Annotated in this window: 7 protein-coding genes; 4 read left to right on the plus strand and 3 right to left on the minus strand. The window is 50.8% G+C overall.

All coding sequences use genetic code 11. The features are described 5' to 3' along the window. The first annotated feature begins 309 nt into the window (after positions 1-309). From ACXAGR_RS14810 to ACXAGR_RS14825, 4 genes are all read left to right on the plus strand, one after another. The gene (locus tag ACXAGR_RS14810) at positions 310-3,990 is read left to right on the plus strand and encodes an ATP-binding protein (protein ID WP_474844779.1); all 3,681 of its coding nucleotides are present in this window, start codon (positions 310-312) and stop codon (positions 3,988-3,990) included. After that, entirely contained in the window at positions 3,987-4,622 is a 636-nt protein-coding gene (locus ACXAGR_RS14815) for a condensin complex protein MksE (protein WP_119500778.1), read from the plus strand. The genes ACXAGR_RS14810 and ACXAGR_RS14815 overlap by 4 nt, the downstream gene beginning before the upstream one ends. Further along, entirely contained in the window at positions 4,619-5,839 is a 1,221-nt protein-coding gene (locus ACXAGR_RS14820; protein ID WP_474851117.1) for a phosphoenolpyruvate carboxylase, read from the plus strand. Before ACXAGR_RS14815 ends, ACXAGR_RS14820 begins: the two co-directional genes overlap by 4 nt. 248 nt (positions 5,840-6,087) lie before the next feature. Beyond that, positions 6,088-6,495 carry a tellurite resistance TerB family protein gene (locus ACXAGR_RS14825; protein ID WP_119503352.1) on the plus strand — a complete coding sequence of 136 codons (408 nt, stop codon included), beginning with the start codon at positions 6,088-6,090 and terminating at the stop codon, positions 6,493-6,495. A gap of 123 nt (positions 6,496-6,618) precedes the next feature. On the opposite strand, the gene ACXAGR_RS14830 is transcribed toward ACXAGR_RS14825, so the two are convergent. The 3 genes from ACXAGR_RS14830 to ACXAGR_RS14840 form a co-directional block, all read right to left on the minus strand. Further along, on the minus strand, positions 6,619-9,732 hold the full coding sequence (locus ACXAGR_RS14830; RefSeq protein ID WP_474851118.1) for an efflux RND transporter permease subunit: 3,114 nt from the start codon (positions 9,730-9,732) through the stop codon (positions 6,619-6,621). Next, the gene (locus tag ACXAGR_RS14835; protein ID WP_119500781.1) at positions 9,725-10,780 is read right to left on the minus strand and encodes an efflux RND transporter periplasmic adaptor subunit; all 1,056 of its coding nucleotides are present in this window, start codon (positions 10,778-10,780) and stop codon (positions 9,725-9,727) included. Before ACXAGR_RS14835 ends, ACXAGR_RS14830 begins: the two co-directional genes overlap by 8 nt. Before the next feature lie 125 nt (positions 10,781-10,905). Then, positions 10,906-12,666, minus strand: a complete 1,761-nt coding sequence (locus ACXAGR_RS14840; RefSeq protein ID WP_474844781.1) for an ABC transporter transmembrane domain-containing protein — start codon at positions 12,664-12,666, stop codon at positions 10,906-10,908. Positions 12,667-12,786 lie beyond the last annotated feature (120 nt).

The following is a 12,786-nucleotide window of genomic DNA, read 5'->3' on the forward strand; positions in this document are numbered from 1 at the left end:
GACGATCGTTTGTGGTGCACTGTTTGATATTCACTCAAACAGTGCACCGGAATACCGACAAAATCACATCCACACTGGGCAATTTTGCCAATTCATAATACACTGCTACCCCGCTTAAACGATGGATATCGCTGGCGACAGGGATGACTTGAAGAAAAGACTCGGGCCAGACTCTTGCAGGCCGGAATGCTGGTTTGCAACGCCTGACATATTTCCCCTCCCGACAGCGGTATAACAATTTCAGCAAGACGTATACCGGCAGTCACGACGATAACAAAAAAGACATGCCGGTACGAAGACAGGATTATTATGGCCGGTTTAAAACGCATCATTCTTATTGATACCCACCTGCCGGGTGTCGTTGAACTCAAACTGGATGGACATACCAATATCTGCGGTACCAACGCTTCCGGTAAAACCACGCTGCAGCGGCTGATACCCGTTTTTTACGGCGAGTATCCCAGCCGCGTTGTACCGGCCACCCGTGATAGTTTTGAGCGCTGGTATTTACCCCGCACCTCCAGCTTTATTATTTATGAGTTCACCCGCGCTGAAGGGGATTTATGTCAGGCGGTATTGAGTTCTAACGGAACGGGGGTTAATTACCGCTTTATCGGTAAGCCTTTTGATATCGACGATTACCTGTTGCCGCAAAAAAACGGTAAACGGGTGAGTATCAGCAGCGCCGAGCTTGCCAGAGCGATGAAACGCAACAACGTGCTGGTGACCAGTTTACTGACCACAAAAGACTTCCGTGCCATTTTGCAAAACGATCACGGTGTACTGAACCAGAGCAGCAATTCACGGGAATTGTTGGGTTACGCCCGTATTTTCAGTTTGTGTCAGCCTAATTTGCATGTACGTCACATCGAGAAGCTGGCCAAAGCCGTGCATTCTAAAGAAGGCAAGATGGAAACCATCAAGGCCATGATTGCCGCTATTCTCGAAGAAGACGGTGTGCAGCCGCCCACCTCAAATTTAAGCCGTAACCGTGTGGATGACTGGCTGCGCGAATGTCAGCTCATTAAGCAGTTTGATCGTATCCGGCCCGAGTTCGGCAAACTTGAACAGGCCGATATGGCACTGGGAACGACAGAGAAGCAGCTTGGCGGTTTAAAGCAGGTGTTTGAGGCGGATAAGAGTCATTTATCGGCGGCTGTCGAAACGGCTAAGAATCAACTGGAAGAGAATCAGTTCCAGCGCAAGCAGAATGATAACCAGTGGTCTGAGACCCGTGACACGCTCAATCAGACGGTGTCATCTGCCCGTGCGGATGTAGAAAAATACACCTCGGAACTGGATGCTGTGGAAGAAGAATTCCAGAGCTGGCAGGAACAGGATATTGAACAGTTAAAAGAAGATGTGGCGAATCTTGGTCAGTGGCAGAACGAGCTGGAACTGGTATCCGGCCGGTATACCTTATTGACCGAAAAACATCAGGATATTGAGTCCACGTTTAACCGCCGTATCGCTGAACTGGGTGAAAAGCTCAGTATGAACCTGGAGCAGCTTTCAGCCAGCCGTCAGGAAGCGGCTGATAAGCGCAGTGACCTGCAGCAGAAAGAGCGTGATGCATTGCAAAACATCCGCGACGATTATGCACAGCAAATTCAATCGTTAAATCACGCACATCAAAACGCCCTCAGCGACCTGAAAGTTGGAGAAGCCGAACTGAAAGCCGGACTGAATAACGCCGGTTATAACGAGTTTGAGCAGTCTCAGCTTGATTTACTGGATGCCGCAATCAAAGAAGCCAGCATCAATGAAGATGCTGCGCGCAGCGAGTATCGTCAGGCACAGCAGGCCCACAGTCAGGCGGTACTGCATCGTCAGTCAGCCTCATCGGCACTGGATAAAGCCCGCAACCAGCATCGGGCACAGGAAAAGCATGTCGACGGTATCAATCAGCTCCTGTACCCCGGAGAAGGCTCCCTGCTGGAGTTTCTGCGTGGCAACCTGGATAACTGGGAACATACGCTGGGTAAGGTCTTGCGTCCCGAATTGCTGGAGCGCAAAGATCTCGTTCCTCAACTGGCTGAAGGTGAAAGCCTGTTTGGTATCAAGCTGGCACTGGAAGCACTGGATACGCCGGAATATGCCCATACTGAACAGGAGCTTAAAGCCCGTTTAAGTGCTGCAGAAGAATCTCTGGCGCTGGCGTTAGCGGCTCAAAACGAGTGTGAAGCGGTATTGTCGAAAGCCAACGAAGACGTGCGTAACGCTGAGCTGGCGATGACCCAGAAAGATAACGCTGTACGCAGTGCAGAAGCCACCCGTAAGCGTGCCCAGCAGGACCGTGATGCAGTACTGAGTGAATATCAGCAGGCGTTGTCGGCCCGCAAACAAAAAGCACGCAGCAAACTGGATGATAACGTTCAGGCCAGAAAACAGCTGGTGGCACAGTTTGAACTTGACCGCGATGAGATTAAAGATCAGCAACGGGAAGCCGAAACGGAGCACAGCTTCCACTGGCAGCAGCTTATTGCTGACACTGATGCCCGTATCAGTCAGCTTGATTCAGATATGCGTAAAGCCAGAGATAATGCGGCAAAAGACCGTCGTGACACTGAGCAGTGGCTGGAAAATGAGCTGAATAACCGCGGCGTGGACGTGGATGAAATCGGTGAGATGAAAAAGCGCATTAAAGTGCTTAAAGAAGATATCTACCGCACAGAAACCCATCGTCATAAAGTTGCTGACTACGAACGCTGGTATCAGACGGTGTTCACCGGCCACAAAGTTGCCTGGCAAAACAGCCTGGCGAAAGCCCGTAAGTCACTGGCCGAATCTGAGCGCGAGCTGGCTGCAAAACAAACCGTGTACCGGGAAACGCGGGAGCAGCTTAAAGATCAGCATGGTCAGTTAGAAACGGCACTGAAAACCTCATCCGACCAATATGAGCAGGTGGTTAACTTTGCTAAATCGCTGGCAAAAATTGCTCTGCCGGCGGTACAGGCCGAAGAGGCTGTACGCCATGATGAGTTATCCGTTAATCAACGCTTATCTCAGGTGCAGAGTGCCCTGCAGGAGCGTGAAGGCTTAATGTCTGATGTGAAAGCTTATGTTGAACGCTTTGATCAGCTTATCGCCGCGCAGGCGGGAACCGGTTTGTCAGATACCTGGGAACGGGCCCGTGAAGAATGTGCCGTGATGAACGCCCAGGGCGTGAAGAGCGTTGACCACCGCCGCATGGTCGGCCATCTGGCGCAGCTGCTGAATGTTATTGTGCCGCAGAAATTACAGGGCCTGAAAGAGCAGGGACGTATCTTTGGTGCGGATCTGAGTCAGTACTATTACGTACTGGCAGATATCGATAAACGCATCGTCAGTCAGAGCCGCCGCATTACCAAAGAGGTTGACGGTGAATTGTTCCTTGATGGCGTGTCTGACTCCGCGGTAAAAATCCGCTCACGGATCAGTGAACTGGAATTCTGGCCTGAACTGGAACAGTTCCGGGCTCTCTACGACGAGTGGATGGGGCTGGGCGCAAATGAATTGCCGGATGAAGAATACGGGCAGAGTATGCGCCGTGTGCTGGATATTCTCGGCCGTGCCGCGCTGACCGGCGGCATCAGTAAACTGCTGGATATCGAACTGCATTTACGTGAAGGCAACAGCGATCTTGTGATCCGTACCGACAGACAGCTGAACGAGTCTTCCAGTCACGGTATGGCTTACCTTATTTTGTGTAAGTTCCTGCTTGCCTTTACCCGTCTGCTTCGTGGTGAAGCCGATACCACTATTCACTGGCCTATCGATGAATTAGGCACACTTCACCAGAGCAACGTGAAGAAGATCTTCGATGCCTGTCAGAACAATAATATTAGCGTGGTAGGGGCCTTCCCGAATCCTGAGTCTGATGTATTAACGCTGTTTGAGAATCGCTACCTTATCGATAAAGTCAGCAGACAGTTACAGGTGGTTGAGCCAAAAGTCAGCGCTATTGCAGAACGCATTAAAGCCCGCCGCGAACAGGAGGAGTCAGCATGATGTCAGAACAGGGTCGTATTTTAAGTTTATTGCTGAAAGGGCAGTTTATTTGTCAGGTGAGTGATGAAGAAGGCTGGCGCTACCTGAAAAGCCGCGACAATGCACAGAAGCTTGAGCCTCATCTGAATGTGCTCAACCGCACTCTGGCGTCAACCGGTGAAGGCGACGTGTTTTTTGCTGCTTATTTAACGCTGGGTGACGATGAGCGCAAAGTGCTGACCCAGCAGTTTCAGGAAACTGCATCCAGTCTGGTGCCGCTGGTAGAATGGTTGTTACTGGTACAGCAAGCCAGTGAGTCAGATATGCCCGTCACGATGGGTAACGCACTGCGTTTAAATGAACTGCAAAGCGTCATAGAAGATACGCCGGCTTATGCAGAACAGCTTGAAAAAATCTCACGTTACCGGGTGTTTAACTCTACCAGTATGAATCTGGACGGTCAGCTTAAGCAGGTGTTTAAGCGTCTGACCGATATGGGATACCTGATTAAACCGAATACCGAAAAGCAGATTTATCTGGTCACCGGTAAAGTTGAGCATCTTTTTGAGATGATTAAATTTATCGACGAAACCGAAAGTCTGTCGTTGTCTGAGCAAGCTGAGGCTGCCGTGCAGCAGGGGAGCCTGATATGAGTCAGGTGTTGGTTCAGGCCGGCACGCGGTTGCTCAATGCGCTGGGCCGCCACAGCGACCTCATCATGCATGCTTACGTCAACGGGTCGGTAAAAGAGGCGGATTTTAGCCGCAAAGTGCTGGAACAACTGGTTCAGCTAGGTGTGTTGTGGCGTCCCGATCCTCAAAGTCCGCTGCGCTTGAAAAACGCGGTTCGTGCATTGCTGGAAGGCAGTTTGCAGGTTGAAAGAAACCGTACCATCAACACTAACATCACTGCGTCGCTGGCAAGCTTGCGCACGTTAGCTGAGCACTACAAAGAGTCGCTGCACTACAACCGTTTTAACGAAGCCCATGCTCATATGACCGATTTAACTGAGCATGTGTATCAGTTAACAGAGTCACTGACCAACAGCGTAAGGGTGCTGTTCAGTCGCATTAACAATGAGTTTGGCTATGTCTCTTCGGTAGAAGCAAAAATTCGTGAGAACGAACTGGCGCAGGGACAGGTGAGTGATTTACTGCAGCAACTGGAGAGTTTCCATTTCGATGAACTCAGTGAGCTCGCCGGCAGTAACCGTGAGTTGCGGCATTTGCTTGTTGTTGCGTTACAGCAGAGTTTCTCTAAAGCTGCGCAGGAACTGTCTGTGGTGCAGGCCCGCTTACTCGACCTGCTGGGGCGCTTCCGTGAGTTTCAGGGACGTACCCGTCTGCTTAAGGGCTTTTTACTGCACATGGAGCAACAACCGGATTTTACGCCGGGGAATTATCCGGCATTAAGTCAGGTGCCCGTGTTGTTCAATCAGGCAGAGAGTGTACTTGAAGCGGCGGCAGCCGACGTGAACCAGGTAGCTCACGAAGGTGACTATCAGATGATTGTCAGCACCCTGACTGACATTCATCGCCGTAAGCCGGATGAAAATGCCCACAAGGCCGCACAGGAAATTGAAGTCACGGCGCAGTCCAGTGTGTCACTGGAGAAGGATCCTATCCATGTTGCTGTGGATGATTACTTCTGTGATGTTATTGACTCCGGTCAGCCTAAATCTGCCCTTGAGTACTTTGAAGAACGGGAACTTGAGTTCGATAAAGAGGTATGGATTTATCAGGTTATCGGCGGTTATCAGTCGCTGGATGAAAACGATAAACAATTCTTCGCGCTGGATGCTTCCGGCCAGCCGGACGCTGTTTACACCGGCAATTTCTACATAAACGACGTTACGCTGGGGCTCAGATAGTCCCGGCGTAAATCGTCAACTCTGTGTCATTCACCCCGGTTTAGAACAATTTAGTCTGAACAAAGGGTGAAAATTTTTTAAATTTCCATATAATTAACATTTGTGTAACATAATGAACTTTCTGTAGCAGCTATGCGTAATAGGCGTGTCACATAGAGGAACTAAAGTGGCGCGCGAATTTGATAATACCGGCTAACCGTCGTTGTTATCAGACTGTTAAGGCATATGGCACACGAATGGAGATTATCATGCAGTTGTCCCATGAGCAGGCTTTTAATCAAGCTCTGATCCGTTTATCGGTTTTGTTATACCAGGTTGACGGTAAGGTCACACTTTCAGAACAGGATTATCTGGAAGATGTTATAAACCATTTAGACTGGCAAAGCCCCATTTGCCGCGAGGCATTTTTTACCGACGCTATCTACCAGACACGGCAGGTACTGGATGCAGGCGAAGAGCAACGTTATCTGCGTACGTTGCAAACTGACTTACTCTTTGATGCTGATAAGGCGCTGGAAGTGGCCATGGCCATCACCGGCATTGACGGCGAACGTAGTGATGAAGAAACAGAGCTTCTGTCACTGCTGACGCACAAGGTGCTTGCGAAAGCGCTGGTAAACCGTGCAAAACCGGTATCACCCTCGGAATTGAACTAGAACGATAAAATACGGCGTCTTGCAGAGATGACCGGTATCTGAATTCTGAACAGATAAAATAAGTACTGACGACATGAAAAAGGCCGCTTCAATTTGAAGCGGCCTTTGTTTTTGCTGTGTTGTTTACGCTATTTGCTGTTCATCAGCATCGGTGAGTTCTTTCTCCAGCCGCTGGGTTTCATCAGCCCGTGGCTTGGTGAAACGGGCGAGGGCGAGATACAGCACCGGTGTGAGGTAAAGAGTAAACACTACCGCGATACCTAATCCACCAAACACCACCCAACCGATAGCGTTACGGGATTCCGCGCCGGCACCGGAGGACAGGATAAGCGGCAGACCACCCAGGATGGTGGATACCAGTGTCATCATAATCGGACGCAGACGTACCTTACCGGCCTCTACTATGGCGTCGTAAACTGAATGGCCGTGGTCGCGGAGCTGGTCAGCGAATTCGATGAGCAGGATGGCGTTCTTCGCCAGCAGGCCTATCAGCATCACCAGACCAATCTGCGAATACACATTAATTGTGGTATTGGTCAGGTACAGCGCATAAATCGCTGCGGCGATACCAAAGGGTACAGTGAGCATAACCACAATGGCACTGTTAACACTCTCAAACTGCGCTGCCAGAACCAGCAGCACGATGATGAAAGCCAGAACATAAGTCAGTGCAACTTGCTGAGAGGTTTCTTCAAATGTTTGTGCCTCACCCAGGAACACAGTGCCAATGCCATCAGGAAGTGTGTCGTTGCCGAGGGCGCGGATTTTCTCTACAGCTTCATTGATGGGGAAGCCGTCAGGTAATTCCATTTCCAGTTTAATAGCTCTGCGCTGGGACTGACGCTCCAGCTCCGCGGCAACACCTTCTTCCGTGATGTACGCTACGCTGCTCAGCGGGATGAGTGAGCCATTATCAGACTTCACATAGAGATTAGTTAAATCCGACGGGTTGCTGGTATTTCGTCTGCTGGATTCCAGCATGATTGGAATCGCCTGGTCACCCACATTCAAATCAGCAATATCGTCGCCATTCACGGCAGCCCTGAGTGTCGCAGCAATGTCACTAAGCGGTACGCCCAGCTCTTCTGCCCGGCGACGGTCGATATTCACACGCATTTGAGGCTGGGTGGGTTCATAACTCACACGGGGTGAACCCAATTCCGGAATGTTGGTTTCAATAGCGGCTGCAAAGTCCATCGCGGCTTCATAAATACGTTCGTAGCTGCTACCGGTCAGGGCGAGTTCAAGTCCGCCACCCTGTCCACGTAAATTCAGGCTGTTGCCCCCGAATGCATTTCCCGGCGCTCCCGGAATTGCCTGCAACTGAGGACGGATTTCCGACACGATATCCTGTAATGATTTATCGCGGTCATCCCAGTGTTTAAGAGGTACTGTGATAAATACAATGTTTGGATCCCAGGAGCCGACTACCGTATAGATAGAATCCACAGTACCGTTTTCGACGTAAGGCAGCAGCACCTCTTCCATCTTATGAGCCTGACGATCCATAAAATTCATGCCTGCGCCGTCAGGGCCACGGGCGAAAATACGGATTGTGCCACGGTCTTCGCTGGGTAGCAGCTCATTGTTGATATTCTGAGCTGTAAACCAGGCGCCAACAGCAGCCAGAATACTTAACAGGACAATAAGCCAGGCGTATTTAAGCGACCATAAAAGTGAGCGCTGATAACCACGCAGGCATGCATTTCCGAAACGTCCCAGCGTGGCTGAAAATATGCCTTTCTCTTTGGCTTTCTTCACCGGCAAACGTGCGGTCAGAGCAGGTACCAGAGAAAGTGCGACGAAGGATGAAATGATTACCGCACCGGCCAGTACACCGCCGAATTCTCTGAACAGACGTCCCGCCGTAGACGGTAAAAATGCGATGGGGATGAACACCGAAGCGAGTACCGCCGTGGTTGCTACAACCGCAAAAAACACTTCACGGGTACCGATAACTGCCGCGGCTCTGGCTCCGAGGCCCATGCCCCGGCGACGCTGAATATTTTCTGACACCACAATAGCATCATCAACAATCATCCCGGTTGCCAGCACCAGTGCGAGCAGGGTAAGAATATTGATTGAGAAGCCAAGCATCCAGATAACGCCAAGCGCCCCGGCCAGGGATACCGGAATGGACAGGGCGGGGACGATGGTTGCACGCCATGAACCAATGAAGACTAATAATGTAAACACAACCAGAATAATGGTGATGCTTAAAGAGCCAATCACTTCGCCCACAGAATCACGGATGAATTCAGCGTCATCACTGGTAACGACAATGTCCATATCAACAAAGCGTTTGTTCAGATCTTCCACCATGGCCATAACTTCATCTGAAATTTCGATGGTATTAGAGCTGGCTTGTCTGATCACGCCTAAACCAATCACCGGACGACCGTCAAGGCGCACCATACTGCTGCTGTCTGCGGGGCCAAAAAATACGCTGGCGACATCGCCAACCCGGATATCTCCGCTGATCACGATATCTGAAACATCCTGTGCTGAAACAGACGTCGCATCTGCGCGGACGATGAGAGACTGGTCCTGAGACTGGATGCTCCCTGCAGGAACATCAAAGGGCGCTAATTCGAGTGCATTTGCCACATCTGTCATCGACAGGTTGAAACTGGTCAGCCGCAGAGGATCGACAGACACGCGAAGTACGCGCTCGCGGTCGCCACTTAACTGTACGTCAGCAACTCCGGGAATACTCAAAAATAGCGGCGCCAGATCGGTATCAACACGCTCGGTCAGCGTTTCCATATCCAGAGTGTCACTGGATACTGCCAGACTGACTACCGCCTGAGCGTCACTGTCTGCACGGATAATGGATACCTGTTCCACATCCTCGGGTAACTGGCGCTGTACACGGCTTACTGATTCGCGGGTTTCATTGGCAGCATCTTCCAAATCAATGCCGGGTCTGAACTCAACCCGCACGCGGGCGGAGCCTTCTTCGCTCTGAGCGTAGATATTTTTCACACCGCTGACCCGGGCCACTGCGCCTTCCAGCCGGCTGGTCACTTCAGCGTCCACGGTTTCCGGAGAACCGCCGGGGTACTCCGCCGTTACAGTGATTTGTGGTGTATCAACGTCAGGCAGTTCCCGTACTTCCAGACCGTTAACGGCAGCAAAGCCGGCAATGACAATAAGCAGATTAAGTACAACAATTAATACGGGGCGGCGAATAGAAACCGACGGCAAATCGCCGGTCTGTTGAGAGTGCTTAGTCATTGTTGTCGCTCCGGCGTGCCAGTTCGGTTGTGATTTGCTGCCCTTCACGAAGACGCTGAACACCTTCAGAAATCAGCATATCACCCGGAGACAGGTTACCGGATACGAGAATTGTGCCTCGCAGACGCTGATGCACAATCACATCAACGCGGCGGGCTTTACCATTTTCAGCAATCCACACGTAGGCACCGGTTGCACCCCATAACAAAGAAGCTTCAGGTACAGCCGCATATTCATTGCCATTAATCTCAAGGTTTACACGGAAGCTCATGCCCGGGCGGTAGTTGTCTAGATTGTTGTCCAGGATAGCCCGTGCACGTAAGGTACGGTCAGTTTCGCTGATACGCGAGTCAACTTCAGCAATTTCTGCCGGCAGTGTTTTATCGCGGTTTGTCCAGGGTTGTAACGTGACTTCCGGCTGGTTGAGCAATACAGTAAGCGCTGCTTCAGGGGCGCGGAAATCAACAAAGAGTTTGCTTCTGTCATCCAGAGTCGTGATGGCGGTGGTGGCTGTAATACGATCGCCCACTTCAACATCTGTCAGGCCGACAATCCCGCTGAACGGTGCTTCAACGGTGCGGTCTTCTAAATCTGCTTTGGCTTCATCAAGGGTAACTTTGGCAAGGTCACGGGTGGTTTGCGCCAGATCGAGTTCACTCTGGGGAATGGCGCCCTTTGCCCGGCTTTCCTGTAAACGTTTATAGGAACGTTCTGCGTCAAGTAACTGGAGCTCAGCGCGGCGAACGGCAACCTGCTGACGGCGGTCGTCCAGTTTTACCAGTACCCGGCCCTGTTCTACATACTGGCCCGGTACAAAATTCACTTCAGTCACTTCGTCTGCAACAGCGGGATACAATACAACCGAGCGGACGGCTTCTGCAGTTCCCACAGCTTCCACATCCCGTTTGGCATATTGAAATTTAATTTCTTCAAGGACAACGAGTTTGGCCTGATTATCGCCAAAAAACTGGGCATTGGCACTGCTGCTCACTATGGAAAATAAAACAGTGAGACTAAAAAAAACAGAGGTTCGTAGTTGGGTTTTCATTGTATTTCCGTGTTTCATCAACGCTTGTCACTCTCCTGCACGCTGAACGGAGACGCGCCGGAGTCAGTAAAGTGATTGTTGTTAAATTTTTGTTTTTATAAGCTGTGTATAGCACCACAGCCTTGTTAGCTAAGCAATTGCAGTTCAGCGTACTCCCTGTACAGCGTATCGTTTTCTATCAGTTCATCGTGTTTTCCTGTACTTACAACGTGTCCCTTATCCATGACGATGATCCGGTCAACATGTTTCACGGTGGCCAGCCTGTGAGCAATGATAATGGTAGTACGACCCTGCATCAGCTTATTCAGCGCCTCCTGCACCATTTTTTCACTGCGGGCATCCAGTGCGCTGGTTGCTTCATCAAGTAACAGTACTGGCCTGTTGGCCAGCAGGGCACGGGCAATGGCAATGCGCTGCTTCTGACCGCCGGACAACCTTACTCCCCGTTCTCCCAACTGAGTGTGATAGCCTTTCTCCAGCTCTTCAATGAATTCGTGGGCAAATGCGGATTTAGCTGCTTTCCTGACCTGCTCATCGCTGGCTGACGGGCAACCGTAGCGGATATTTTCAAGTACGCTGGTGGCAAAAACCACGGGCTCCTGAGTAACAATCGCGATCTGACTTCTTAATGATTCCAGCGATAATGACGTTATAGGGGCTTCGTCCAGCAGAATGGTGCCTTTGCGCACATCATAAAAGCGAAGCAACAATTGAAACAGCGTCGTTTTTCCTGCTCCGCTGGCCCCTACCAGGGCAACCTTCTCGCCGGGATTGACAGTTAAAGACAGTTGATTAAACAGGACGCCGCTGCCGGGGTAACAAAAAGTAATATTGTCAAAAATGATGGCTGGTGGTCTGGCCGTGTCATTACTGAACTGTGTTATGCCCGGGGAGATGTCCGGCACCGTATGTAAAAGTTCCAGTAACCGTTCGCTGGCGCCGGCTCCACGCTGAACTTCGCCGATAACCTCGCTGATGGTTGCCACGCTGCCGCCGGCCATCACCGCATAGAATAAAAAGGCTGACAGTTCACCTGCGGTCATATCACCGGCAAACACTTGTCTGGCACCGAACCAGGCAATCAGGACGATAGCGCTGAGACTCAGCAGCATAATTAATCCAATCAGCATAGAACGGTAATGGATACGGCGTCCGGCGGTTTCCATAACGGCATCCACGCCGGCCTTGAACTGGGAACGTTCCAAATCTGCTGCGTTGAAAGCCTGTACAGTCATTATTTCATGTAAACTTTGATCAATATGCGCCCCCAAATCTGCCACCCTGTCCTGACTCAGACGGGCGTAATGACGTACCTGAGGGGCAAGCAAACGGATGGGGACTAACACCGCAGGCACCGCCAGTAATACGCACAAGGTCAGCACCGGGCTGGTGATGGTCATCAGCACCAGCGCGCCGGTGAAAGTGATAAAGGAGCGGATCGCCATCGACAGACTCATACCCACCACAGTTTGAATAATGGTGGTGTCGCTGGTGAAGCGGGAAATGACTTCTCCGGTGCGTAATTTTGCAAAGAAAGATGGTGGCAGGGTGAGCAAATGAGAAAATACGCTGATGCGTATATCGGCACTGATGCGTTCACCCAGCCAGGTCATCAGGTAAAAACGCACATAGGTTGCCAGGCTTGCCACCGCAGTAATCACAAGAACACCAATAATTGCCCGGTTCAGCATGTCTGCGTTGTCGTTCATAAAACCCTGATCGACGGCCAGCTTAATTCCCTGACCCAGAAGCAGCCACGCGCCGGAGGCCACCAGCAAGGCGATGATTGCGCCTGTCACCTGTATCCGGTAGCCCGTGAGCAGGGTCCGGATCCATTTAACAACCTGCCAGGTTGTTGCCTTATTCTTTCCTTGATCTGAAGTCATGCCGGTATCTCAAAAAACACTGAACTTTGTATTTTACGCCACAGTTAACTATCAGGATTGCCGGATAAGACCACTTCGTCATTCAGCAAGACCAAAAACACAATAAATTTCTGACCCATA

It is taken from the genome of Alteromonas sp. ABH4_457 (assembly GCF_056160625.1).

What these genes read in the sequence shown, in the direction of transcription:
- ACXAGR_RS14825 (WP_119503352.1), top strand. Translation starts at nt 6,088, where the DNA reads ATGCAGTTGTCCCATGAGCAGGCTTTTAATCAAGCTCTGATCCGTTTA.
- ACXAGR_RS14810 (WP_474844779.1), top strand. Translation starts at nt 310, where the DNA reads ATGGCCGGTTTAAAACGCATCATTCTTATTGATACCCACCTGCCGGGT.
- ACXAGR_RS14820 (WP_474851117.1), top strand. Translation starts at nt 4,619, where the DNA reads ATGAGTCAGGTGTTGGTTCAGGCCGGCACGCGGTTGCTCAATGCGCTG.
- ACXAGR_RS14840 (WP_474844781.1), bottom strand. Translation starts at nt 12,666, where the DNA reads ATGACTTCAGATCAAGGAAAGAATAAGGCAACAACCTGGCAGGTTGTT.
- ACXAGR_RS14835 (WP_119500781.1), bottom strand. Translation starts at nt 10,780, where the DNA reads ATGAAAACCCAACTACGAACCTCTGTTTTTTTTAGTCTCACTGTTTTA.
- ACXAGR_RS14815 (WP_119500778.1), top strand. Translation starts at nt 3,987, where the DNA reads ATGATGTCAGAACAGGGTCGTATTTTAAGTTTATTGCTGAAAGGGCAG.
- ACXAGR_RS14830 (WP_474851118.1), bottom strand. Translation starts at nt 9,732, where the DNA reads ATGACTAAGCACTCTCAACAGACCGGCGATTTGCCGTCGGTTTCTATT.